The following is a 23,612-nucleotide window of genomic DNA, read 5'->3' as shown; positions in this document are numbered from 1 at the left end:
GTCGTGGCCCCCACACGTCCCTCCCTCCAGGTGTACCGGCTCCTGCCGGACGGGACGTCCTCCCCGTGGGGTCTGCTGCCGGCGGGTGATGGAGCCCCCCCGCCGCTTCCCGACGGAGACTCGTACGCCGAGCCTCTGGAGCCCGTGAGGACAGCGGACCAGGCCCAGGCGCTGGCCGCCGTGCTGCGCGAATACCGCGTCCCCGGTCTCTCCTTCGGGGACAAAGGCCTCCCCGTCCCAGCCCTGCTCGCGCTCCTCGTCGAGGGCACCTCCGTCATATCGCTCCATCTCTCCGATACCGCGTTCGGCGATGAGCACCTCGCCGCCCTGAGGAACGCGGCACAGTTGAAGGCGCTGCACCTCGACGGCACACGGGTCACCGATGCGGGGCTCGCCTCTCTCCAGGCAATGCCACACCTGACCCTCCTGCGGCTGGATGCCACCGCGGTGTCCGACCGGGGGCTGGTTCTCCTCGCCTCGCTGACGACGCTGCGCCGGCTCTCGCTCAGCGGCACGTCGGTGAGCCCGCGGGGGCTCGGCCTGCTCGCGGCACAGACGGAGCTGGAGTGGTTGGATCTCTCGGACACCACGGTCGATGACACGGTCCTTGCGTCCCTGCCTGGGGACCGCTTGCGCACACTCGTCATGAGCGGCACCCACGTCACGAATGCCGGCCTCGGCGCCCTGAGAAGAATGCCGGCCCTGAGCTGGCTGGGCCTGGCGCGGACGGCCGTCTCGGACCCAGGCCTGGCACACATTGGAGGGCTGCGCATGCTGGACGCGCTCCACCTGGGAAGCACCGGGGTGACGGATGCGGGGCTCGTCCACCTGGCGCGGTTGCCGGTGCTACGGGTGCTGGTGCTCAGCAAGACACACATCCGCGGCCCAGGGGTTCGTCACCTTGCCGGGCTCACACGGCTGGAGGTTCTCCATCTCGACGACACCCTGATCGGGAACGCGGCGCTGCGACACCTTCAAGGCCTCCACCACCTGCGCGACCTGGAGCTGTCGCGCACGGCCGTCACCGGGAGCGGCCTCCCAGCGCTGGCCGGCCACCAGGCGCTCGAAAGCCTCGGGCTTTCGGGTCTCGCGCTGGCGGACGCGTCGCTCGCGTCGCTGGAGCCCCTGGGGCGGCTGTCCCGACTCGACCTCAGCGCCACGCGCATCGGCCCCGATGCATTGAAGCAGCTCGGCTCGCGCAGGGTCCTGCGGCACCTGGATCTGAGCCGGACCGGCTTCAGTGACGGGTGGGTGGCCACCCTTCGGACCTTTTCCCGGCTCCAGTCGCTCCGCGCCATCCGCACGCTGCTCACGGACCTGGGCCTTGGCCAGCTCTCCGAGCTGCGGGAGCTGGAGTCACTCCAGGTCTCGGGGACCCCCATCAGCGGCTCGGGGCTGGAACCGCTCCAGAAGCTCCCCCACCTCGTCACGCTCGACCTGGGAGGCACCTGGCTGAACGACGACGGCGTGCAGATGCTCGCGGGCTTCGAGAAGCTCTCCTGGTTGAGCCTCGCTGGCACCCGCATCGGGGACGAAGCGCTCGCTCACCTCCCGGGCTCCCTGCTCACGTTGTACCTGCTGCGCACGAAGGTCACGGACGCCGGCATGCCCGCGCTCCACCGGCTTCCCCTCCTTCGCGAGCTCGACCTGCGCGAGACGGCTGTCTCCGAGGCGGTGCGGGCCACGCTGGTGCGCGAGCATGGCCTCCGGCTGATGTCCACCCCCTGAGGTGAGTGCAGGCCGCTCAACGCGCGAACAGCTGTCGAGGGAAGGCCCAGGTGCTGAACAACCCTGGCTCATGACGGTCCGCCACGGTCCGTGGCGGGGGGCCGGACGACGAGGATGTCGCAGCCGGCCTCGCGAACCACGTCCGCCGCCACGCTCCCGAGCAGGACGCGCGACAAGCCGGAGCGCGCCTGGGTGCCGAGCGCGAGCAGGTCCGCCCGGTGCCGGCTCGCTTCCTTCAGGATGATGGAGTACGGGCTGCCGTGCTTGAGGGCCTGACGGTAGCGCAGGCCCCTGGCGTCCAGGTGCCGGTGAAGCGGACGGAGCTTGCGCAGCGCGGCCTCCTCGAAGCGTTCCCGGTACCGCGCGCGCTCATCGAGCGTCAGCCCGGAGAAGAACATGTATTCCAGCGGCGACTCGAACGCGTGGATGAGCCGCAGCGAGGTGCGCGGCTCCAGCAGGGCGGGCACGAAGCCTGCGGCGTGCCACGACGTCTCCTCGGCATCCACGGCCACCAGGGGACGGCGGTACCGGTCCACCACGGGCCCGTGGACCACGAGCACCGGGGACAGGCCGTACCGGATGACGTGCTCGGCGGTGGAGCCCAGGAACAGGTCCCGGAAGGGCCGGCGGCCATGCCGGCCCAGGACGACCAGGTCCGCGCCCATCGAATGGGCCTGACGCAGGAGGGTGGGGGCGGGCTTCCCGAACACGAGCCGCGCCTCGACGGAGGCGCTGGAGCCCGCGGCGTGAAGCGAGGCGTGGAGCGCGTGTGCGACGGCCGCCAGCGTCCTGCCGGCCCGCTCCCGGGCCTGCTCCACGAGCTCCCTGGGCGCCCGTCCTGGAATCGCGTGCAGCAGGATGACGGCCGCCCCTGGGGCGAGTGGCAGGCGGGCGGTCCGCTCCACGGCGCGCGCCGCGGCAGGCGAAAAGTCGGTGGCCACGAGCACCGTCCGAAGGAGCGACGGGGGCGGACTTCGCGTGAGGGTCATCCCGTAGGATAGGCCACCGCTGTCCGAACCGCGCCAGGCCGCGTCCCACCTCCGGGGGACCGACCTGCCGCTCGCCAGCGCGCTGGCGTGGACGGCCGCTGGACGGGCTCCTCCCGCAGGGGCCCCGCCCTCTCGGGACGGACCTCTCCAAGGGGCGCTCGTGTCCGTCCGCTCACGCGCGGGACAGCTCCCAGGGCGTCTATCGGTCCCATGCTCTCGCCGCGCCTGGCGCTCAGCCGCAAGTGCCGCAGTCGTCCTTGCAGCTCAGGGAGTCGTTCTTCTCCCCGCAGGCCTCGGTGGGCTGGCAGATGCCATCACCGCACTTGTAGAAGTTGCGCTCGTCCATCCGCGTGGTGAGGGGCTGGTAGGTGACGCCGTTCCAGGTGCAGGACTTGTAGAACGTCTTCGACGCGTCCATGACGCAGTGGCGCTCGCACCTGCCGACGTAGACAAGCGGTGCGCAGTGGCGGCGGTCGACCCCCTCCCACTCGGGCGGGTCTTCCGTGCTGGCCTCCTCCTCGGACTCGTCGAAGCCCTTGTCGTCCCGGCTGGCCATGACCGAGCAGGCGCGGGACGAACTCTCGCGGGGCTTGAGCCGGCCCTTGTCACGCCCCACGAAGGCGCCCTCGCCGCTGAAGAGGTTCCCGAAGAAGCAGGACTCCTTCCACTTGTACCGCTTCGCCTCCTCCTCCGTGACGGGAATGGCCAGGCCATCCGCCCGGAGCCCCAGCACGGAGATGGGCACCTGCATCCCGTACTTGTTCGCATGCGCCGTCAGGCACGCGGACACCACCTGCTCCTCCACCCGCGTGGCCGGCTTGCCATCAGCCCAGGCCGGCGCCAGCCCCAACCCTCCGGACCAGGTGTGCGACTGGCGCGTGGTGGCGTCCGCGTAGGTGCGCTGCTGGCCTTCCGGGACGGCGCAGTGGACGACGTACCGCATCACCATGTCCGCCAGCACCGGATCCTCGCGGAACCAGGACACAAAGGCGCTGCTGGACAGGCCGTTGAACGAAAGCCCATTGAAGGACAGCCCGTTGAACGACAGGCCGTTGAAGGACAGCCCGTTGAGCGACAGGCCATTGCCGCTCTCCAGCGACTGCTCCACGGTCACCGTTCGCGGCGGGGACAGGTCCTGGAGTACCGGCGCTCCAGGCTCCGCGCTCACACCACAGCCCGCTCCAAACAACAGCATCGCGAGGCACGGCCACGCGCCTGAAGTGACACGAAACCGGGTTACCTGCATCGCCACGAAGGTCATGGGCCTTCCCTGGAAAGGTGTGGAATGAGGGCAGGCGAAAGTGAGCAGGCGCAGCGATGGGCCCTCATCACCCAGTTAGCCTGAATTCGAGACGCCCTGGGCCCCCCTGGCACTCCGGGCCGAGGTCTTCATCCACCAGCGACAGGGCTCGCGTCGTTCGAAGAACACGGAGCCTGGACGAAGGCACTGTCGTGGACGGTATCCACCGCGGGTGGAGCAGGTGCTGCCGCGCGTGCCCTACCGTCAGTGGATGCGGTGAGCGCGGAGGCAGGGCCTCCGTCATGGGCATCCTTCGGTCACCTCATCTCGGGTGTCCACAAACCCCGGGGAGGCTCACTTCGTTGTCGACGGCTGGTACGGCCCGGCGGTCCTGCGCGTGCCGGTGGACCTGGCCCATGAGGAGACGAAGTCCCTCCGGCTCGGATTTCCCGCCGAGAGTGGAGGAACGCCGCTCGTTCCCTGAATCCCGCCTACACCCCGTCCACCGGCAGCGTCACCACGAACGCCGCGCCACCGCCGGGCGCGTCCTCCACCCAGACGTGGCCGCCGTGGGCTTTCAACCTTCACCTGCAGCAGGGGCCCCCCTCGGGACGCACCTCGACCTGATGGTCGGGCAATGGCGTGCGAATCCGCCAGCACCCGGCTGAAGCGGTCCCCATCGCACGCGGACACGAAGAGGCCCCGCCTCCCCGGGGACGCCGGAGAAGCGGGACAGGGGGCTCGGCGTCAGTCCAGGAGGTTCTCCAGGCCCGCGTACGTATTGGGGCCAGGGATGCCGTCAATGGGCCCGGCGTAGCCGCCCCGGTTCGCCAGGGATTGGAGCACCTTGTAGGTGTTCGTTCCGGGGGCTCCGTCGATGGGGCCCGTGTACCCGGCGCCGCTCAGGAAGGTCTGGAGGCCGCGCCACGAGTTCGCGCCCATCGCTCCATCGGAGGGGCCCATGTACCCGCCCAGGCGCGCCACCCGCTGGAGCGCCGCGTACGACTGGGTGCCCATGACTCCGTCGAGGGGGCCCGTGTAGCCGAAGCCCCGCAGCACGGTCTGCACGCCCACCCAGGACTGGGTGCCCAGGACTCCGTCGAGGGGGCCCGTGTAGCCGCCCTTCGCGGCGAAGCGCTGGAGCGCTGCGTACGACTGTTTGCCCATGACGCCATCCACCGGCCCTGAATAGGCATATCCACTGAGGACCTGCTGGACACCCTTCCACGTGTTCGTGCCGGGGACGCCATCCACCGCGCCGGTATAACCGCCCGCGCTGGCAATCCGTTGCAGCGTCATGCCCTGGGCCTGGGTGACGGACGGCACGGGGCCGGAGGACCCATCCAGGTACGCCTGGATGCCGTTGTAGGTGTTGGGCCCGGGGATGCCATCAATGGGGCCCGAGTAGCCACCGTCCTGGGCCAGCAACTGCAATCCCTTGTAGGTGTTGAGGCCCGGGGCGCCGTCAACGGGTCCCGCGTAATACCCCAGCTCACGCAGGGCCTTCTGGACGCCCGTCCAGGTCTGGGCCCCCGGAACGCCATCGAGGGGGCCGGTGTAGCCGCCCCGGCGCGCCAGCTTCTGCAGAATGGTCCCCTGTTGGACGGTGATGACGGGGGATCCTCCGCCGCCAGCACTCCCGCCGGGGATGGCCGTCGGCGGAGGCGGAGTCGCGCCCAGCGGGGGCTGGGCCAGTCCGGCGAACGCGGACAGCTTCGCGACGTTCAGGTCGAGCGGAATCCCGTTCTGGTTACCGGACGACGTGTACTGGTGGATCTCCCACGTGGGCCAGGCCGTCCCCACGGACGGGTTGCCCGGCGTGCCCGTGTAGTGGGCAATCCAGAGCTTCGAGCCCACGGCCTGCGTCTGGGGCCACGTGTTGGCCTTGAGCAGGCTCGAGTACGTGTACAGGAAGGGAGCCTTGCCCAGCCGCGTCTTGACCGCCTGCATGAAGCTCGCGGTCATGGAGTCGTTCCAGAAGATGCCGTCGTCGATGGCCTCGTTGTCCAGTACGAGCAGGTCGCCGGGGCGGTGGTCATACAGGTGGTCCGCGAAGTACTGGGCGTCACCGGCGGGGTTGTACGAGCCCGCCATCCAATAGTGCCCCACGAGGAGTCCGGCCGCGCGGGCCCGCGCGACCTGCTGGGCGTAGTAGGGCGCGACGTAGAGGGGTGACACATTGGAACCGCCGGCCTTGACGATCGCGAACTGGTAGCCGGCGCTGCGGATGGCATTGAAGTCCAGGTCCCGCTGCGTCGTGCCGACATCAATCCCATACACGCCGCTCATCCCGGACGGGGGGGGCGTCCCGGGGTCCTGGCCCAGCCAGGTGTTGAGCCCCGCGTAGGTGTACTGCCCCGGGAAGCCATCCACGGGGCCCGTGTACCCGCCGAGCTGCGCGAGCCGCTGGATTCCCTTCCAGGTGTTCTCACCCGGAACGCCGTCGATGGGGCCGGAGTAGAAGCCCTTGCCGCCAAGGACCGTCTGGATGCCCTTCCACGTGTTGACCCCGGGCACGCCGTCCACCGCGCCCGTGTAGCCGCCGCGCTGGGCCACGCGCTGGAGGATCTTCCCTTCGTCGATGCTGATCTGGATTCCCCCGGAACCTCCGCCGCTGCCGGTGCCTCCGCCGCTGCCGGTGCCGAGCACGTTGCGGATGAGCGGCGCGGGGTCGCTGACGTTCTCTCCGAAGGCGCAGTTGTTCGTGGTGCCGCGGGTCATGTGGAGATGGGGCCCGGTCCACGCCGAGCCATGGGCATCTCCAGAGCCCGCCACGTACGCGATGATGTCGCCCTGTTGGACGGAGTCGCCCACCGCGAAGCGAGTCCGGATGACGTGGGCGTACCCGGAGAAGTCGCCCGGCGCGGACTCCACGGCGATGGTGTGTCCCACGATGGAGGAGTACTGGACGCGGCGGACGACGCCCGAGCGAAGCGCGGGGATGGCCTGGCCCGCGCTCGCGTAGAGGTCGAGCCCCCGGTGGCCCAAGGGGCCGTAGTAGGGGCCCGTGACGCCGAAGCGGGTCCCCCAGCGAGACTCCGCGTAGAAGGCCTGCACGTTGGCCGGTGCAAGGGCCTGCGCTTCCTGGACCACGTCGGCGGGGCTCCCGGAGCCCTCTGGCTCCATGCCTCCGCAGGCGGTCAGGACGACGAGGCCCCACAGCATCGTCATGGGGGTTGAGATGAGGCGTTGGATGAAGCTCCCTGGACGGGCTCTGCGATGCATAGGGCTCCCTGGAGGTTTAAACTGGATTTTCTAGCCTAGCCTGTTTATCTCGCTTGGATCATCGATGCGACAGGATGGCCTGCTGATACGGTCCGGGGCGCATGCACTTTCATACCGTTCGTGGGGGGTGTCTGGGGCTCTTGCTGACCCTGTCCGCGCCCCTGGACTCCGCGGCGGAAGCGCCGTCGCAAGGCGTGGTCCTCGCCGCCGAGCCCAGCACCTTCGCGGAGGCGAAGACGCTTCCTGACAAGCTCACCGGGTCCGCTGCCTGCGACCTGGGGCTGGGCAAGACCCCCGACATCACGGTCTTCCAATCCGTGGACGTGAGGCAGGCCATTGCGGACTTCTGCCGGCCCGCCGAGGCGGTCATCACCCAGAAGCTGTCCCTGCCAGATGGCTCACACGTCGAACGCAGCTTTCGCATCGTGGATGACGCTCCTGGCACCCAACTGCCACCGCCTCCCCCGCGCCCCCGCATCCGCGTCCGCTGCCAGGCGCGGCGGCTGGAGCTGTCCGTGGAAGGCGTGCCCGAGGCCCCCCCGCTGACGCTGGAGCCCATCGGTATCGGCGTCAGCTCCGCCTCCTTGAAGTTTCGGGTGTCCCGGGACAGCGAAGCCCGCCTCCTGCCCCTGCTGGTCCGCGACGACGCCGGGGCTCGCAGGGCGCTGGAGGAATGGGACTTCCTGGTCGGCAAGGGCGTTCCCTCCCGCATGTACGTTCGCGACGCGAACCTGCCGGAGGCGGACAGCGTCGCGGGGCTGGCCGCCGCGTTCGAGCGCGCCCGGAATCGCGTCGCCCTGGCCGCGGGCGACGACCCGGAACCGGACTCCCCCCGCGACGTCCTGGCTCCGGACCTGGAGGGAGACCGCCCGCCGTTGAAGACAGGCGATCCCGAAACCATCGGCGAGCTCCAGCCGCCCGAGTCGGACTCGACAGCGGACTCGGACCTGTTCTGGCGCCAGGGACGGTTGTGCGTGGTGCAGCAGGACACCGGCAAGCGGATGCGCTGCTACGACCCCGCGGACGCCTGCCACAGCGGCTGGGTGAAACTGCGTCAGGAATTGACCGCACCCGGGGGCTTGAAATTCGTTCGCCGCGCCTCCGCCGTCACCGGGGACAGCCGGTCATCGGAAGGCGATGTGAAGGTGCGTTGCCAGCCGGGCCGCTTGTCGCTGTGGGTCGAGGGCGTGCCCGGCTTCCCGGCGTTGACGCTGACCGCGAACATGGGGGCGTTCGGCGCGGTGCGCTGGGGCCTGGCGCCGGAGACCGAAACCCGGCTCCAGGCGCTGCTCGCCCGCGACGACGCGCCCGCCCTCGATGCCCTGGACGCCTTCGCGCGGTTGGTGAAGCTGAATGATGACGCGCGCGTCGTGTCGTACGGGAGGAAGCCGGATGAGGACGGGCATGTCTCCCGCATGGGCTGTCTCGCCACGGCGCTGGAGGCCATCTCCGCCCGGCGGGCGCTCGCGGACGGGGCCCACCCGGAGCTGCATGTCTCGCTGAAGACCGACGGCGTCTGCGCCGAGCGCTACGGCATGCGCGCCCTCCAGCAGCGGCTCCAGGCCGCTACGCTTCCGCTTCCGCTGCGCGTCGGGGCGGTGAAGGGCAAGGCGGAGGTCATCGGCCCGGTGCGGTCCGTTCCCCGCATCCCCCCGGAGCGCCAGCCTCAGTTGTACTGGAGGGATGGCACCCTGTGCATGGCCCAGCAGGATGGGACAAACCAGATGCGCTGCTACGACCCGGCGGTGCGCAAGTGGGGCCCCGCGGTCGACGCGCAGGACCGCCCGTTCCCGCAAGAGGACCTGCTCCTGAAGTCGCAGGATGACCCGGGCTCGTGCTACCCGGTGGGAGGCCGCTCCATTCCCATTTCGGAGGAGGTGCGCGACGTCCTGCCGCTGTCGCCGCGGGCCTCGCTGTTCGCGGACACCTCGCGAGGCGCCCTGTCCCCGGAGTTCAAGGTCATCGAAGTCCCCGAGGACGCGGGCCCCGTGCGCACGCGTGCCCCCACCGTGGAGGAGCTGGCGCGCGCGGCGCGGGCCGGCGGAGGCTCCGCCTCCCTGGGGGAGGGCAGGTTCCTGCTGCACGTCTCGAAGAACGAACGCTCGCCGTGGCTGTGCACGGCGGTGCGCCCGTGGATGTGCTGGAAGCTGTCCCTGGAGTCCGAGGCCTATGACGTGCGCGCCACCATGGCGTCGCCCGATGGCCGCTGGCTGTCCTATGTGCGGATCGCCCGGGAGAAGCCATATCCCGAGGAGCTCGTCGTGCTGCCGCTCACGCCCATCCCTTGAGCATCTCCCACGGTCCTCGGCTCGCGACGGCCTCCGCGGCCGACGGGAGCTGGCCCGTGTACCCCACGGTCTTCCAGAGCCAGGCGTTCACGTCGACGCGCGGGTCGCCCAGCTTGCATCCCAGGTCGATGCCGTCCCAGGCCAGGTGTTGATCATTCGGATGGCCCAGGTCGCTGAGTGTGCCCATCCGCTTGCCCAGCTGTTGGACGTGCCGCCTCTTGCACCGGCACGAGGGCCGCCGCAGCCAGACCTCTGGCAGTCAGGGCCCCACCCCTCTGCCCCCCACCCTTCAGCGCCGCGCTCTGCCGCGCCGGGCTCTGCAGCAGTGTATCCGTTCACGTGCCGCAGGGGCCCTCCCCCTTGGGACGGACCTCTCGAAGGGGCGCGCGTGTCCGTCCGCTCACGAGCCGGACAGCTCAAAGGGTGTCTATCGGTCCGATGCTCCGGCTACGGTTCGGGCGCCATGTCTCCTCAATGGACCCGTCTCGCGCTGTCGTGCGCCTTGCTCCTTGCCGGCTGCGCACGGAGTCCCCCGGTCCTGGCCTGTCCCAGGGCCGACTACGAAGCGCTGTGCGCCGGGTCGCTCACGGAAGGGAACCTGCAACAAGCGGAGTTCCATTGCGCCATGGCGCTGGAGTTCTCGCCGGAGCGCACGGACGACGCGTGGGCCAACTGGGGCCTCGTCGCGCTCCGGCAGGGAGACACCGCGAAGGCGAAGCAGCGCCTCCTGCGTGCGCTGCGGTACAACCCGTACCACCTTGAGGCGCAGCGAAACCTGGGAATGGCCTACTTGGAGGAGGGCGCCCACGCGCAGGCGCTGGAGAGCTTCAAGCGGACCCTGCAGGTGTCTCCGGACGATATCCATGCGCGCTACCACCTGGGATGGACCCTCCTGAAGCTGGGCAAGGCGGCGGAGGCCCGGAAGGAATTCGATGGGGTGCTCTCCCAGGCCCCGCAGCTCACTCCGGAGGTGTGTGACGCCTGGCGGGACCAGGGCACGGTGCTGCTGGAGCTGCGCCGCTTCAGCGAGGCGGAAGCGGCCTTTGGCAACTGCGTGCGTCTGCAGGAGACGGACATCGGCTGCCGCGACGGCCTGGAGAAGGCCCGGAGCGCGGCAGCTCCGTGAGCGTCGCGGGTCCCCGGGCCGGCCGTCGAGCGCCTCGTGAGGTTTGCCCGAGGCGGAGGCACCAGGGACGCCACACGCCGTAAAAGTTCCAGCCCGGTGAAGAGCAGGTGCGTCGTGCCGTCCGGCTGCGAGCGCTTCATGCGCCAAGCGAAGCGGCCATCCTCCGCTCGTGACAAACGCTCCAGCGCCAGCGCGCCGCGCGCCCCATGGCGGCACAGCCGCTCCAGCCCCTGCCTGTCATTGGCATCGGTCCCATGCTCCTTCGGCTTGCAGTCGAACGCCGGTCGGCCTTCGATGGACATGGCGGGATGCGTCCGGGGGTACAGCATGATCGATTGGGAGGAGCAGCCTTTCCCGCTGTAGATCCGCAGGTAGTTCTTCGGATCCGTCCTGGGGACAATGCGAAAGCCTGTCGCCTGGCGCATGAAGTGGATCGACTGCTCGATCTGGGCTTTTTCGAGGGCCGAGTAGCCCGAGAGGACATAGGCCATCCCTCCAGGCCACAGCGTGTCCTGCTCCTGCACGCCGGACGCCGCGAAGGCGGAAGGCACCAGGGAACAGCCCAGGACGGCAGTCACGGCGGCCGGGGCGAAGAGAAAGCGGGCGTGGTAGGAGGGAGGCCGTCCACTCGAAGGAAGGGGGTCATCGTGCGTCGTCCCTGCGGGTCGGTGGTCTCGTCCCTGGCGCTGCTCGCGCTGCTGGCTTGCGGCACGAATCGCACCGGCAATCCCTCGGGTGCGACTCCGGGAGCATCTCCGGACACGGCAGCCGCGAGCGGCACCGCCGGCTGCCCCACGCACAAGCTCGCCTTCACGCGGGAGGCGGGCTGCCAGAACGACGGGGCGGTCGAGTTCTGTATGCCGAAGGACGCACCCGCCGCGCACGCCGAGGTGAAGCGGATCGCCCCGTCGGTGTCGGCCATGGCGTCACGCGGGCGGGCGGGCTGCGACACGGCCACGCAGACGCTGTTCCTCTACCCGACCCACGAGGCTGCCTGCACCTCGCGCCACGGTGCGCTGACGGACACCGCGTGGAACGAGCTCTGCCAGCTCGCGGCGCTGCCGGAGATCCAGCACATCGTGCCAACCTGGTACGAGTAGCGCCGGGCCCATGACGAGGCGGGGTTGCCCCCAAGCCCCCGGACATGAAGGGGGTACACCCGCGGCATGGGGCCCCGCTACGGGCGCACTGCGCCGCTGCCCCGTCTGGGGGACGGAGCAGAACGGCGCGGCGCTGATGTTTCGTCGCCTGGTTGCCCCAGGGTTGACGCCGGGAGTTGCGTCCGTCCAGGCGGGAGTTGCATCCGTCGAGGACGCAGTCGGGCGGGGCTGTGTCCTGCGCTCGTAACCCCTACCGGGGGATTTCCCCCTCAAGCCACGCCAGGGCTCATCCTGATACGTCGCCTGCTGTTGGGCCTCTCAACCATCGGCGACAAGGATGATTCGACGCCGAGACGACGCTCACAGCGCAGGCCGAAGAACTCACGGCGTCGACACCTGCTGGTGCGCTGGGAGAAGCGAGAGGACACCTACGTGGCGATACTGCACTTCGCACTGGGCATCATCACCTGGTTCCACTCGCTCCTACCGGAATAGGCTCTAAATCCGTATGATCTCCAATACTCGAGCAGACCCGATGACTCGGGCCCCAGCATGCATCGGAATTTCCATACCCTGAGCCAGGTGCCGCCAAGCTTCAGACAGAAGCGGCTCAATGACTGCTTCCTTCTCCTGTCCCGGCACAAGCGGTCCTGTGCCATCCAATGTGACAGAACCACTATCCAATGCCATCTGACCATCGGATGTTCGGCTTCCAATGTCCCAGGTTGGCCTGAATTCTTTTCCCAGCGGCCCCTGGGTGCCGCCCTCGTCAGGCGTCAAGAGCCTGACCACTGCACGGATGAGCAAACGCTCTCGCATGGCACTCTCCTGTTCGACACGTTTCGGGGGCAAGCTCAAGGCACCGGGCCGCTCGTGAGTAAAGTCTCTCTTCCACTTGAAGTGGCACCGAGCGGCGTATGCCACCGCACTGAAGGCGGCATGTGAGCAAAGGACTCCACCTGGACGCGGCGCCACGGAATCGGCCTTGAGGAAGGCTGCTGGCCGCCCATCCCCCCGTAACTGCTTGCCCTCCCTCAATCTGGGCGTGCATCCGGCTGGGAGGGCGTCTTCACCGGCAGCAGCGCCAGCACGCGCGCGAGCACGGCGACGCCCTCCTCGTACTCCGCCAGGTCGATGTGCTCGTGGGGCGTGTGGTCCAACGCCGCGTCGCCAGGGCCGTAGGCCACGGTGGGCACGCTCCACGCGGAGGCCACGGTGTTCCAGTCGGACGTGCCTGTCTTCAGCCGCAGCGTGGGCTTCACGCCGCGTTCGCGGATGGCCTGCTTGAAGACGCGGGAGAGCGCGTCATTGCCGTTCGTGGACACGGCGTGCTTCTGGGCCACCGTGCGCACCGTCACCGTGGGCACGCTGCCCAGCGCCGCGAGCAGCGCCTGCGTGTCGGTGGACGGGCCGGTGCGGATGCTCACCGCGGCGGTGGCCCACTCCTCCGTCTCCGTGGCGCCCGTCTGAAAGGCATTGAGCGACGGCAGGTTCTGTTCAAACAGGGACGTGCGCTCGCGGTTCCAGTCGTCACACAGTCGCTTGAGGGCGTTCCACGCGTCGATGACGTGCTCGGCGGCGGCGCGGTAGTCGCGGCTCGCGGTGTGACGGCGACTGGCGCGGTGCTCCAGGTCCAGGCGCAAGAGGCCCTTGTAGCCAATCGTCACCGCGTGCGCGCCGCTGGGCTCGCCGTTGATGACGAAGTCCGGCGCATACCGCTCGCGCACGTGCAGGGCACCGCGCGTGACGGCCACCTCCTCCTCCACGCAGCCCAGGAGCAGGAACTGCTTCCCGGCGCGCTCGGCGTCGTCCAGCAGCTCCACCGCTTCGATGAACGCGCACAGCGGGCCCTTCGCGTCCACCGCGCCCCGGCCGTAGAGCTTCTGCCCCTCCAGCCGCACGGGCACCTCTCCGGGCACGGTGTCGATGTGGCCCAGGAATGCGATGACGGTGTCCCCGTCCCCGTAGCGGGCGACGGCGTTGCCCACCTCGTCGGTGTGGGCGCGCCAGCCGCGCGTGCCCAGCCGCTCCACGAGCGCTCCAGCGAAGGACGCCTCCTGATGGCTGGGGCTGTACTGCTCCACCATCCACCGCAACAAGTCGACGCCCGGCTCACGCGCCCGCATCCGCCCCGGTCCTCTCGCGAAGGGTGAACTTCGTGCCGCCCGCCTCCTCCAGCGCGGAGAACACCGGCCGCGCCACGCGCGACGCGCTCACGTACGCCGTGGGCACCCCGCCCTCCAGCGCCCGGCGCACGGCCTCCAGCTTGTAACGCATGCGACCGCCCGCCAGCGCCATGCAGCCCTGCACGTCATCGCTCGCGCGCACAAGCGTGGCGGGGTCCTTCGGGTCCGCCAGCAGCCCCGGCACGTTGGAGAGGATGACCAGCGCCCGGGCCCCCACCGCCGCCGCGAGGGCCGACGCCACGGCGTCCGCGTCCACGTTCACCAGCACGCCCTCTTGCGTCACCGCCGGAGGACACACGACGGGCACGTAGCCGCCCTCCAGGAGCGTGCCCAGGAGCGCCGTGTTCACCTCGGACACCTCGCCCGCCAGGTGCTCCCGGTCGATGCGCATCCGCCCGTCCCCTGTCTGCAACTTGAGGGGCGGCCTCCGGCGCGCGGTGAGCACACGCCCGTCCGCGCCACACAGCCCCAGCGCGGTGACCCCTTTCGCCAGCAGCGCGAGGACGACGGCCTTGTTCACCTCACCCACCCACGCCATGGTGAGCGCGCGCAGTGTGGGCGCGTAGGTGAGGCGCACGACGTTGCCGTTCGCGGTCGTCACCTCCGGCCGCTCCATGCCCAGCGCGCCCAGCAGCCGCTCCCCGGCGTCCGAGCCGCCGTTGACGACGATGACGCGCTCCCCCCGCTGGACGAGCTCCGCCACGTCCGCGCAGACGTTCTCCAGGTCCACGCCCGCCGCGCCGCCAATCTTCACGACGAGCGGACGTAACGCAGACGCAGCGGGGGCCCCGACACTCATCCGATGACGCTCGCGCCACCATCCACCAGCTGCACCGTGCCGGTGATGAACGACGCCCGCTCGCTGGCGAGGAACACCGCCGCCGCGGCGAACTCCTCCGGCAGCCCCACGCGCTTGAGCGGGATGTGCGCGCCCATGGCGCGAAGCCCCGCCTCCACGTCGCCCGCCTTCCCCGCTGCCGTGCGTTCCACCGGGGGCGTGCGCATGTAGCCCGGCGCCAGCACGTTGACGGTGATGCCGACGTCGCCCAATTCCTGCACCAGCGCGGCGGAGAAGCCGATGATGCCCATGCGCGAAAAGCCAGACAGCGCGAAGCGGGCCACCGGCCGGTGCACCGTCTCCGAGGTGATGAACAACAGCCGTCCCCACCCTGCCTTCTTCAAATGCGGCAGCGCCGCGAGCGCCAGCGAGATGGGCGGCAGGAGCACCGCGTCCGCCGCGCTCCGGTACGCGTCCACGCCGAAGCTGGAGGGCGGCCCCGGAGGCGGCCCGCCGCTGTTGGTGACGACGACGTGCAGCGCGCCCATCCTGGCGGCCACGTCCTCCACCCAGCGCCGGACGCTGACGTCGTCCTTCACGTCCACGTTCGTCGCCATCACGCGGCCACCCCGGGCCACGGCCTTCAGGCGGGCCTCCGCCTGAGCCAGCCGGTCCGCGTCGCGCGCGCCAATGGCCACGTGCGCGCCCTCCTTCGCCAGCTCCTCCGCCACCGCGAGCCCCAATCCACTGGAGCCTCCGGCGACGAGCGCGACCTTATGGGCGAGTCCCAGTTCCACTGGCGTCCCTCCTGGAGTTGGAGTCCGTGGCCGCTGAAGTCCCCACCGCCGGGGAAGGCAGCGTGCCGCTGAAGTACCCGTACTTCGCCATCAGGGGCCACGCGAGCGCTACGGTGAGCGCGCGCGCACCGGAGGCCAGCTCCCCCTTCCACGCGTCGTCCTCGCCGCGCAGGAGCGTGGGCCCGCTGCGGAAGCGGTCCGGGTTGCCGGTGACGGTGTGGTTCTTCCCCAGCACCACCGTGCGGCCCTTTACCGGGTTGTGCTCGCGCGGCACGCCCACCAGGTCCAACACCGTGTCCACGGTGCGGTCCGGCGCGGCGATGAAGTCCTCGTAGCGCAGGAAGAGCGACTGGCCGGGGAACCTGCGCGTCACCTCCTCCGACGCGGCGTTGAAGCCCACCCAATACGCGGTGCTGCGCACGGCGGACATCGGGACGACGTACTGCTTCGTCTTCGTCCACGAGTGCGTCACCGCGCGAGGATCCCTCACCAGGTGCAGGTACAGCGGCCGGATGCCCTCCACGCGCGGCAGCAGCGCCGCCTCGGAAGGGAACTTGCCGCTGTCCACCAGCACCGTGCTCCCGGTGGCCCGGGCGATGGCGCGGTACGTGCGCGCGAGGAAGTCCGCGTGCGCCTGGAGCGCCTCGGACCCTTCCGCCTCGTCCAGCACGCGCAGCGTGTGCCGGGTGCGCACGGCGGCCTGCTGCCGCTGTACCACCGCCGCCGCGTGCTCGTGGGGCGTCATCCCCGCCGGCACGTCGGAGGTCAGCACCGTCTTCCAGATGCCGCAGTCCACCAGCTGCTGGCCGCAGCCGCACAACGTATTGGAGCCGTTCCCGTAGGCGTTCTTCCACAGGAAGCTCAGCTCCCCCACGTGGAAGCAGCCCGGCACCTCGTTGAGCACGTTGCCCAGGATGGTGCTGCCGCTGCGGCACCAGCCGGTGATGTAGAGGACCGTGAGCGGGGCGGACATCAGGTCAGCGACGCCACGAAGAAGTGGGTGGGCAGGTGCACCGCGAGCGTCGTGTAGACCTCGCCGTACGCCGCCAGCCCCTCGCGCGGGAAGATGCCCGGGGGCGCCTCCGCGAAGCGGATGACGGAGCGCTGGCTGTCATAGAGCGTCGCCGCGGCGGTGAAGTCCCCGACGATGATGGTGCCCGGGTTCACCATGCGCGTGCGGCACAGGCGGATGCCCATGCTCGCCAGGTCCGACAGCAGCGAGGACTGGCCCACGAGGTGCGCGTAGAAATCCAACGAGTTGATGACGATGCCGTCCGCGGAGCCGCCCATCTGCTCCACCTGCGCGCAGGCGTTGAGCAGCGACGCGACGGCGTTCTTCTGCGCTGGCAGCCGCACGATGCCCGGCGTGTGCAAGAGGCCCCGCACGCCCTCCCCGCCCTTGCCGATGCAGAGCGCCTGGTTCTCCGCCGTGTTCAGCCGCACGAGCAGCCGGAAGTCGATGAACTGCGCCAGCGACTGCGGATCCTCCAGCAGGTTGCGCGGCACCTGGATCCACGCGCGCGTGGGCTTGAGGGCCTGGGTGTCCTGGTGGAACTCGAAGCCCGCCTCGGGGCGCAGGTCCACGTCCTCCACCGGGCCCGCGGCCTTCGTCTGCGGGTGCGTCTCGTACCAGAAGGGCACCGGGTCGCGCTCCGCCTTGGCGGTCTTGAACATGCCGCGCACCGCGATGCGGGGCCGGCGCTTGAAGCCGGGGAACGCGTCCACGATGGAGTTGTCGTAGTCCACGTGGGCCTGCGTGCCGTGCTGCTGCACCGCGGCCGCGAAGGCCGCCCCGGGGGAGATGGACACGTCCGCCTTCACTTTGATGCTCATGGCGTGAGACTCCTCGCGACGCTGTGACGACGCTGTCTAGAGCGGATGCAGACCGCGGAAGCCCAGGCCTTCGGTCTCCGGACGGCCCAGCATCAGGTTGAGCGCATGCACCGCCGTGCCGGCGGCGCCCTTCACCAGGTTGTCGATGGCGGCATTCACCACGATGCGGCCCCGCTCCCCGTCCACGTCCACCGCCAGCTCACAGTGGTTCGTGCCCAAGAGCGGCCCGGGCTCCGGGAACGGTGACAGGGACGCATTGGGCCGCAGCAGCCGCACGAAGGGCTTCTCGCGGTAGCGCGTGGCGATGGCGCGCACCACCTCCGCCTCGTCCACCGGCCGCGCCGCGAAGGCGTGCACAGTGGCCAGGATGCCGCGCACGCCCGGCACCGCCGTGGCGCTGAAGTGGATGGAGGACTTCGCGCCGGTGACGCGCTCGACGATGCCCTCCAGCTCCCCCGTGTGGCGGTGGCCCACCGGCTTGTAGCAGCGCAGCGCGTTCGCGCGCTCCGGGTGGTGCGAGGAGCGGTCGGGTGTCGAGCCGCCTCCGGACGAGCCCGTCTTCGCGTCCACCACCAGCACGTCCGTGCGCGCGAGGCCTGCGTGCACCAGGGGTAGCAGCGCCAGCAGGCCCGCGTGCGCCATGCACCCGGGCACCGCGACGTGGCGCGCGCCCGCGAGCGCGTCCCCCATCCATTCCGGAAGGCCGTAGACGAACGTGGGCACGTCCTCCGGGCGCGGGTGCTTGCCGTACCAGCGCGCGTGCCCCGCCGCGTCCAGGCGGAAGTCCGCGCTCAGGTCCACCACCCGCTCCGCCAGCCGGGCCACCTTCGGCCAGCGCAGGAGCAACTCTCCCGGGGGAAGGCAGCTCACCAGCACGTCGCACGCCTCCAGCGCGTCGTGCGGCGTGTAGCGCAGGGTGCCCAATCCGCGCAGGTGCGGGTGCGGGAAGTCCAGCCGCTTGCCGGCGAACTGGGTGGACGTGGCCTGCACCACCTCCACGGCCGGGTGCGCCAGGAGCAGGCGCAGCACCTCGCCGCCGGTGTAGCCCGCCGCGCCCAGCACCGCCACGCGCACGCTCATCGCGCGCTCCCGACGACGTACTCCGCGATGAGGTCCGGCAGAGGCACGCCGGTCTCCTCGATGCTGCGCGCGAACTCCACGCAGTGGTTGATCTCATTGACGTAGACGTGGCCGTCGCGCGTCTCCAGCAGGTCCACCGCGACCATGTCCCCGCCCACCGCCTCCGCCGCGGCCTCCGCCAGCTTCGCGTGCAGCACCGGCACCTCGTAGCGCTCCGGTACGGCGCCCCGCGCGGTGTTGGTAATCCAGTGCTCGGAGCGGCGGCGCAGGCCGCCCACCGCCCGGCCGATGACGTAGACGCGCAAGTCATAGCCCGGCTTGTCCACGTACTCCTGCACCAGCGCCACGTGGTCCTGCGCGCCGCCGGTGCCGAAGCGCGTGGACAGCACGCCCTCCGCGGCGCTGCGCGAGTCGAGCTTCGCCACCATCCGCCCCCAGCTTCCCAGCACGGGCTTGGTGACCACGGGGTAGCCCCGGCGCTCAACCTCCTCCAGACACGCGTCCTCGTCGAAGGCCACGAACGACCACGGCATGGGCACGCCCTTCGCGGCCAGCGCGGCGCACGTGAGGGCCTTGTCGCCGCAGAGCGAGATGGTCCGCGCGCTGTTGAGCACGCGCAGCCCCTTCATCTCCAGGAACGTGGCCAGGTAGCGCGCGCGCGTGAAGGACATGCTGCGCATCAGCACGGTGTCCGACTCGGAAGCGGGCTGTCGGTCCATCGACAGCACCCTCCCGGAATCGGACACCATGGTGACGGCGCAGTCGCGCCTGCGCAGCGCTTCGAGGAGGAGCTTCTCCTCGGTGCGCACGCGCGTATAGACGAGGTCGACCTTGCGCATGGCCTGGGGCTACTCCCCCCAGTCTTCCTCGACCTCGGGGGCCTCCTCCAGGCGAAGGGGGTTCACGCCCACGACCTCCAGTTCGGCGGAGCAGCCCTCACAGGAGAGGACCTCCCCCACCATGCGGTTCGCGGCCGTCACCTGCTGCGAGCACAGCGGACACTGGTTCGCGACCACGGCATCCGTCGTCGGGTTCGTGTGGTTCTGGGCCAACATGTCAGTCCCTCCTCGCTTCGGATCCCACGGCAAACACTGCGGTTCTTGGGAGCACTCCAAGGATTCGCTCGGCCACCAGCCCGCCCTCCAGCCCATGGCCCCGCAGGAGCGCCTCGTGCGAGCCCGCCACCGCGTCATACCGATCCTGCAACCCCACGCGGAGCACGCGCCGGTTCAGGTCCAGCGCGCACACCGTCTCGCAGACCGCGCTGCCCAGTCCGCCGAGCACGTTGTGTTCCTCCACCGTCACGAGCAGCCGCGTGCGCGACGCCGTCTCGCGCACCGCCTCCTCGTCCAGCGGCTTCAGCGTGTGCACGTTGAGCACGCGCGCGGACAGCCCCTGCGCCTCCAAGAGCCGCGCGGCCTCCAGCGCCACCGACACGCCCACCTCACCGTGCGCGAGGAGCCCCACGTCGTCGCCCTCGCGCAGGAGCGCGGCGCGGCCCAATTCGAAGGGCGGACGCGGACCGTCCAGGCGGGTGACGCGGTTGCGGCCCAGCCGCAGGTACACCGGCCCGTCGTACGCGAGCATCGCGCGGGTGGCGTGCACCGTCTCCAGGCCGTCCGCGGGCGACACCACCGTGAGGTTGGGCATCGCGCGCAGCACGGCCAGGTCTTCAATGGCGTGGTGCGTGGGGCCAAAGAACGCGCCCGCCACGCCGCCGTAGTCGCACACCAGCTTCACGTTGGCGCGCGCATAGGCCATGTTCAGCCGCACCTGTTCGCACGCGCGCATCACGCCGAACGCCGCGAAGCTGTGCGCGATGACGGTGTGGCCCACGTGCGCCAGGCCACACGCCATGTCCAGCATGGTGGCCTCGCAGATGCCCAGGTTGAAGTAGCGCTGGGGGTGGCGCGACTCGAACGGGTCGCCCCCGCCGCCCAGGTCCGCCTCCAGGAAGACGACGCGAGCATCCTCCTCCGCGAACCGCGCCGCCGCGTGCCGGAACACCAGCCGCGACGACAGCGCGGGGTGTGCCGCAAGCCACGCCTCCGGCGCGAGCGCCAAGTCCGGGCCCGGCGTCCCCGGAGGCACGACAGAGGCGCTCATGAGCCGTCCTCCCCCAGCGAGGCGAGCGCGCGGCGCAGGTGCTCCTGGGAGAACACCGCATAGTGCGGCCCCTTGCCCTTGAGCATCGGCACGCCCGCGCCCTTGAGCGTCCGGGCGACGATGGCGCGCGGACGCTCGCCCACGACGGGCGCCTCCAGCGCCGCGCACAGCGCTGTCAGGTCGTGGCCATCCACTTCCAGGGCCTGGAAGCCGAACGCGTCCAGCCTTTGCACCAGCGCGTCCTGCGACAGGATGGCTTCGGTGGGCCCGTCGTTCTGGCCGCCGTTGCGGTCGATGATCAGCGTCAGCGCGGTGAGCTTGCGGTGGGACGCCACCTGGAGCGCTTCCCAGTTGGAGCCCTCGCCCATCTCCCCGTCGCCGCAGACGACGAAGGTGCGGTTGGGCTCCCCGCGCAGCCGGTGGCCCAATGACAGCCCCACGCCCAGCCCCAGGCCATGGCCCAGGCTGCCGGTGGCGAACTCCACGCCCGGCACCGCTGCGTTCACGTGGCCGGTGAAGATGCTGCCGTCCGCGTTGTACCCGCGCACCAGCGCCTCCACGTCCACGAAGCCGAACTCCGCCAGCGCCGCGTAGAGCCCCGCCGCCGCGTGCCCCTTGGACAGGATGAGGTGGTCGCGCTCCGGCGCCCGGGGCGCGCGCGGATCCACGCGCATCACCCGCCCCAAGAGCGCCACCAAGATCTCCACCATCGACAGCGAGCCGCCCAGGTGACAGCCCGCCGGCGTCGCCGCCAGCCGCAGGATGGTCTGCCGGATGCGCCGCGCGCGCCGGGGCAAGAGCGCGAACCCCGCGTCCGACGCAGCGCCCGCGCTCCCGTCCGACGAGCGGACAGGCGCCACGGAGCCACTGGCGGCCGTGGGTTCATCAGGCGTCCGCGCGTCATGCGCAGGCCCGGGTGTGGATGGATTCGCCGAGAGAGTCATGCCCGTTGCTTCGCTGGCGCCAGCCCCGTTTTCCGGCTGTTGTTAGACACCCTAGGAAACCGCATCATGTGCCGTCAACGCGGATTTTCCTGAGTTGTGGATGTACAAGAAAAAACCGCCTAGCCCGGCAATCTCGCGGCGTTGCGCGCGCATCACGCTTGGCATTCCCAGACGTCACGTCAACCGGAGGAGACCTTCAGATGGGGCAGCGCTTCCATAACGCAACGGCGTTGGTGAAGGGTTCGGAGTACCGGAGCAAGGGTTGGTGGCGCGACACCACCGTGGTTGACGATCTGCGTCGTTGCGTCGAGGCGCATCCGGAAAAGATTGCAATCATTGCCGCACGGTATTTTTCCAAGGACGTCACGCGTCTGACCTACGCGGAGCTGGCGCGGTACATGGAGCGGTTCGCGTTGGCGTTGCGGGAGCTGGGGGTGGGTCGCGAGGACATCGTCGCGGTGCAATTGCCCAATGGCTGGCACTTCACGGCGCTGGCGTTGGCCTGCGCGCGGCTGGGGGCGGTCATCGCGCCCATTCCTCCGGACTACCGGCGGCGGGAGGTGGAGTTCATCCTGGGGCGCACGGAGGCGGCGGTGTACGTGGGGCCCACGACCTGGTCGGGGCACTCGCACCGGGACATGGCGCGGGAGATGGCGGCGGCGCTGCCGTCCTTGCGCCACCGGGTGCTGCTGGGCAGCAACGACGACCTCCAGGCGGGCGAGCGGGACTTCGAGCGCCACTTCATCGAGCGCAGGTGGGAGGAGGAGGCGTCGCTCGCGGGCGTGGCGCCCGCGGGGCCGGATGACGTGTGCAACATCCTCTATACGTCCGGCACGACGGGAGAGCCCAAGGGCGTGGTGCATTCCCACAACACCAACTACGGCATCACGCGCGCGCTGTGCGACACGCTGGCCATCGATGGCACGGACGTGGTGGCGCTGCCGTCGCTGCTGACGGCGTCCACGGGCTTCACGTATTCGTACCTGATGCCCATGCTGCTGGGGGCCACGGCCGTCTACATGGACGTGGGCGACCCGGAGCTGACGCTCCAGCTCTTCGAGGAGCACGGCGTCACGTTCACGTATGGCATCCCCACGTACCTGATGAACCTCATCGCGTTGCAGAAGAAGCGCCAGCGCAACACGTCCACACTGCGGCAGATCGCCACGGGGTCCATCCCCGTGCCGCCGCACCTCATCGCGGCGGTGCGCGAGGTGTTCGGCGTGCGGCTGCACACGCTGTGGGGCATGACGGAGAACGGCGCGGTCACCATCACCCGCCATGACGACCCGCCGGACTGGCCCAGCCAGAGCGACGGGCAGGCGGTGGCGTGGATGGAGACGAAGATCGTCCCGGCCATCGCGGAGGACGGCACGCCCTACCCGGACGGGACGGGGCGGCTGTTGGTGCGGGGCGCCAGCCAGTGCCTGGGCTACTTCAAGCGCGAGGACGTCTACACGGCGGCGGTGGACGCGGACGGCTGGTTCGACACGGGCGACCTGGCGCGCGACGACGGCCGGGGCGGCATCCGCATCGTCGGGCGGCTCAAGGACGTCATCTTCCGGTACGGGTACAAGATCCCCGTGGTGGAGGTGGAGTCCGCGCTGTACTCGCACCCGAAGGTGAAGGAGGTCGCCGTCGTCGCGCATTCGGACGACAAGATTGGCGGCGAGCGGGTGTGCGCGGTGGTGGTGGTGCGCGAGGGCGAAGCGCCCCCGACGCTCACCGAGCTGCGCGACCACCTCAAGCAGCAGGGCATGTCCAACCAGTACTGGCCGGACCGCCTGGACATCATCGATGAGATGCCCAAGACGGCCACCGGCAAGGTGCGCAAGTACCTGCTGCGGGACCGGCTGAAGCCCGCCTGAGCGGAGGGATGGAATTGATCGAGGGCACCCACGACGACGCGTCCTTCACGGACATGGAGCGGAAGCTGGCCGGCTGGTGGCGGGAGCTGCTGGGCGTGGAGGTGGTGCACCCGGAGGACCACTTCCTGGAGCTTGGCGGCAACTCGCTGATGGCCACGGTCCTGGCCAACCGCATCGAGAAGGAGCTGGGCGTGGAGCTGTCCATGGTGGACCTGTTCACCACGCTCCGGGACGTGGCATCGCTGTGTGAGGAGCTGCGCGAGGCACCGAACGCCTGAGTCGCGCCGCCCCGCGAGGCGGCCCCCACCCCTGCCCCGAGCGCGC

20 protein-coding genes and 2 pseudogenes are annotated in these 23,612 nt (G+C 70.2%); 7 read left to right on the top strand and 15 right to left on the bottom strand.

The features are described from left to right. Positions 1 to 1,728 (top strand): leucine-rich repeat domain-containing protein (locus D7X12_RS21640; protein WP_120627177.1); only part of this gene is annotated, 1,728 nt, incomplete at its 5' end. A gap of 68 nt (positions 1,729 to 1,796) precedes the next feature. On the opposite strand, the gene D7X12_RS21635 is transcribed toward D7X12_RS21640, so the two are convergent. The 3 genes from D7X12_RS21635 to D7X12_RS21625 all read right to left on the bottom strand — a co-directional run bounded on the left by D7X12_RS21635 (position 1,797) and on the right by D7X12_RS21625 (position 7,128). Further along, a complete protein-coding gene (locus D7X12_RS21635) occupies positions 1,797 to 2,669 on the bottom strand; it encodes a universal stress protein (protein WP_244224701.1) in 873 nt (290 codons plus the stop codon). 280 nt (positions 2,670 to 2,949) lie between these two features. Next, positions 2,950 to 3,885: a hypothetical protein gene (locus tag D7X12_RS21630; RefSeq protein ID WP_244224700.1), complete on the bottom strand. Its 936-nt coding sequence runs from the start codon at positions 3,883 to 3,885 to the stop codon at positions 2,950 to 2,952. Between the two features lie 819 nt (positions 3,886 to 4,704). Then, entirely contained in the window at positions 4,705 to 7,128 is a 2,424-nt protein-coding gene (locus tag D7X12_RS21625; protein ID WP_244224699.1) for a GH25 family lysozyme, read from the bottom strand. Between the two features lie 194 nt (positions 7,129 to 7,322). On the opposite strand from D7X12_RS21625, the gene D7X12_RS42975 reads away from it, so the two are divergent. After that, the gene (locus tag D7X12_RS42975) at positions 7,323 to 9,470 is read left to right on the top strand and encodes a hypothetical protein (protein WP_158620092.1); all 2,148 of its coding nucleotides are present in this window, start codon (positions 7,323 to 7,325) and stop codon (positions 9,468 to 9,470) included. Here the strand turns inward: D7X12_RS42975 and D7X12_RS42970 are convergent. Then, complete coding sequence (locus tag D7X12_RS42970; RefSeq protein WP_158620091.1) at positions 9,454 to 9,657, bottom strand: hypothetical protein; 204 nt, start codon at positions 9,655 to 9,657, stop codon at positions 9,454 to 9,456. The two genes, D7X12_RS42975 and D7X12_RS42970, sit on opposite strands and share 17 nt — an antisense overlap. Positions 9,658 to 10,095: 438 nt before the next feature. Here D7X12_RS42970 and D7X12_RS42965 point away from each other — a divergent pair, with 438 nt between their 5' ends. Further along, positions 10,096 to 10,596: a tetratricopeptide repeat protein gene (locus tag D7X12_RS42965; RefSeq protein WP_244224702.1), complete on the top strand. Its 501-nt coding sequence runs from the start codon at positions 10,096 to 10,098 to the stop codon at positions 10,594 to 10,596. Positions 10,597 to 10,688: 92 nt separating this feature from the next. Here D7X12_RS42965 and D7X12_RS45600 read toward each other — a convergent pair. After that, positions 10,689 to 11,120: pseudogene (locus tag D7X12_RS45600) on the bottom strand (M12 family metallopeptidase); the annotation flags it as partial. A gap of 123 nt (positions 11,121 to 11,243) precedes the next feature. Between D7X12_RS45600 and D7X12_RS21610 the strand changes: the two are divergent. Further along, positions 11,244 to 11,696, top strand: a complete 453-nt coding sequence (locus D7X12_RS21610) for a hypothetical protein (protein ID WP_244224698.1) — start codon at positions 11,244 to 11,246, stop codon at positions 11,694 to 11,696. Positions 11,697 to 12,077: 381 nt separating this feature from the next. Further along, positions 12,078 to 12,191: pseudogene (locus tag D7X12_RS21605) on the top strand (IS5/IS1182 family transposase); the annotation flags it as partial. Between the two features lie 539 nt (positions 12,192 to 12,730). Here the strand turns inward: D7X12_RS21605 and D7X12_RS21600 are convergent. The 10 genes from D7X12_RS21600 to D7X12_RS21555 are packed head-to-tail and all read right to left on the bottom strand — an operon-like array spanning position 12,731 to position 21,336. Then, positions 12,731 to 13,822: a M20/M25/M40 family metallo-hydrolase gene (locus D7X12_RS21600; RefSeq protein ID WP_120627171.1), complete on the bottom strand. Its 1,092-nt coding sequence runs from the start codon at positions 13,820 to 13,822 to the stop codon at positions 12,731 to 12,733. After that, positions 13,809 to 14,681, bottom strand: coding sequence for a [LysW]-aminoadipate kinase (locus tag D7X12_RS21595; protein ID WP_120627170.1), 873 nt, complete (start codon positions 14,679 to 14,681; stop codon positions 13,809 to 13,811). The genes D7X12_RS21600 and D7X12_RS21595 overlap by 14 nt, the downstream gene beginning before the upstream one ends. Beyond that, entirely contained in the window at positions 14,678 to 15,457 is a 780-nt protein-coding gene (locus D7X12_RS21590; protein WP_120627169.1) for an SDR family NAD(P)-dependent oxidoreductase, read from the bottom strand. The genes D7X12_RS21595 and D7X12_RS21590 overlap by 4 nt, the downstream gene beginning before the upstream one ends. Continuing rightward, positions 15,435 to 16,430 (bottom strand): sulfotransferase, encoded by a 996-nt coding sequence (locus D7X12_RS21585; RefSeq protein ID WP_120627168.1) that lies wholly within the window; start codon positions 16,428 to 16,430, stop codon positions 15,435 to 15,437. The genes D7X12_RS21590 and D7X12_RS21585 overlap by 23 nt, the downstream gene beginning before the upstream one ends. Beyond that, positions 16,430 to 17,290 (bottom strand): family 3 encapsulin nanocompartment shell protein, encoded by an 861-nt coding sequence (locus tag D7X12_RS21580; RefSeq protein WP_120627167.1) that lies wholly within the window; start codon positions 17,288 to 17,290, stop codon positions 16,430 to 16,432. The genes D7X12_RS21585 and D7X12_RS21580 overlap by 1 nt, the downstream gene beginning before the upstream one ends. A gap of 36 nt (positions 17,291 to 17,326) precedes the next feature. Beyond that, the gene (gene argC, locus D7X12_RS21575) at positions 17,327 to 18,370 is read right to left on the bottom strand and encodes an N-acetyl-gamma-glutamyl-phosphate reductase (protein WP_120627166.1); all 1,044 of its coding nucleotides are present in this window, start codon (positions 18,368 to 18,370) and stop codon (positions 17,327 to 17,329) included. Continuing rightward, positions 18,367 to 19,209 (bottom strand): RimK family alpha-L-glutamate ligase, encoded by an 843-nt coding sequence (locus D7X12_RS21570; RefSeq protein WP_120627165.1) that lies wholly within the window; start codon positions 19,207 to 19,209, stop codon positions 18,367 to 18,369. Before D7X12_RS21570 ends, argC begins: the two co-directional genes overlap by 4 nt. Before the next feature lie 9 nt (positions 19,210 to 19,218). Then, the gene (gene lysW, locus D7X12_RS21565; RefSeq protein WP_120627164.1) at positions 19,219 to 19,425 is read right to left on the bottom strand and encodes a lysine biosynthesis protein LysW; all 207 of its coding nucleotides are present in this window, start codon (positions 19,423 to 19,425) and stop codon (positions 19,219 to 19,221) included. Position 19,426: 1 nt separating this feature from the next. Beyond that, positions 19,427 to 20,476, bottom strand: coding sequence for a transketolase family protein (locus tag D7X12_RS21560; RefSeq protein WP_120627163.1), 1,050 nt, complete (start codon positions 20,474 to 20,476; stop codon positions 19,427 to 19,429). After that, on the bottom strand, positions 20,473 to 21,336 hold the full coding sequence (locus tag D7X12_RS21555; RefSeq protein ID WP_244224697.1) for a thiamine pyrophosphate-binding protein: 864 nt from the start codon (positions 21,334 to 21,336) through the stop codon (positions 20,473 to 20,475). Before D7X12_RS21555 ends, D7X12_RS21560 begins: the two co-directional genes overlap by 4 nt. Before the next feature lie 284 nt (positions 21,337 to 21,620). Here D7X12_RS21555 and D7X12_RS21550 point away from each other — a divergent pair, with 284 nt between their 5' ends. Together D7X12_RS21550 and D7X12_RS21545 are read left to right on the top strand one after the other, a co-directional pair. Then, on the top strand, positions 21,621 to 23,288 hold the full coding sequence (locus tag D7X12_RS21550; RefSeq protein WP_120627161.1) for an AMP-binding protein: 1,668 nt from the start codon (positions 21,621 to 21,623) through the stop codon (positions 23,286 to 23,288). An 8-nt stretch (positions 23,289 to 23,296) separates the two neighbouring features. Continuing rightward, entirely contained in the window at positions 23,297 to 23,566 is a 270-nt protein-coding gene (locus D7X12_RS21545) for a phosphopantetheine-binding protein (RefSeq protein ID WP_120627160.1), read from the top strand. Positions 23,567 to 23,612: the final 46 nt, after the last annotated feature.

It is taken from the genome of Corallococcus sicarius, assembly GCF_003611735.1.
GTDB classification, from domain to species: Bacteria; Myxococcota; Myxococcia; order Myxococcales; family Myxococcaceae; genus Corallococcus; species Corallococcus sicarius.
This window is presented reverse-complemented; position numbering and strand designations above follow the sequence as displayed.

Bases quoted from the DNA above. Each gene is read 5' to 3' on its own strand.
- D7X12_RS21580 (WP_120627167.1), bottom strand. From the start codon at position 17,290: ATGAGCATCAAAGTGAAGGCGGACGTGTCCATCTCCCCCGGGGCGGCC.
- D7X12_RS21625 (WP_244224699.1), bottom strand. From the start codon at position 7,128: ATGACGATGCTGTGGGGCCTCGTCGTCCTGACCGCCTGCGGAGGCATG.
- D7X12_RS21600 (WP_120627171.1), bottom strand. From the start codon at position 13,822: ATGCGGGCGCGTGAGCCGGGCGTCGACTTGTTGCGGTGGATGGTGGAG.
- D7X12_RS21550 (WP_120627161.1), top strand. From the start codon at position 21,621: ATGGGGCAGCGCTTCCATAACGCAACGGCGTTGGTGAAGGGTTCGGAG.
- D7X12_RS21585 (WP_120627168.1), bottom strand. From the start codon at position 16,430: ATGTCCGCCCCGCTCACGGTCCTCTACATCACCGGCTGGTGCCGCAGC.
- D7X12_RS21560 (WP_120627163.1), bottom strand. From the start codon at position 20,476: ATGAGCGCCTCTGTCGTGCCTCCGGGGACGCCGGGCCCGGACTTGGCG.
- D7X12_RS21545 (WP_120627160.1), top strand. From the start codon at position 23,297: ATGGAATTGATCGAGGGCACCCACGACGACGCGTCCTTCACGGACATG.
- D7X12_RS42970 (WP_158620091.1), bottom strand. From the start codon at position 9,657: ATGGGCACACTCAGCGACCTGGGCCATCCGAATGATCAACACCTGGCC.
- D7X12_RS21595 (WP_120627170.1), bottom strand. From the start codon at position 14,681: ATGAGTGTCGGGGCCCCCGCTGCGTCTGCGTTACGTCCGCTCGTCGTG.
- D7X12_RS21570 (WP_120627165.1), bottom strand. From the start codon at position 19,209: ATGCGCAAGGTCGACCTCGTCTATACGCGCGTGCGCACCGAGGAGAAG.
- lysW (WP_120627164.1), bottom strand. From the start codon at position 19,425: ATGTTGGCCCAGAACCACACGAACCCGACGACGGATGCCGTGGTCGCG.
- D7X12_RS42965 (WP_244224702.1), top strand. From the start codon at position 10,096: ATGGCGCTGGAGTTCTCGCCGGAGCGCACGGACGACGCGTGGGCCAAC.
- argC (WP_120627166.1), bottom strand. From the start codon at position 18,370: ATGAGCGTGCGCGTGGCGGTGCTGGGCGCGGCGGGCTACACCGGCGGC.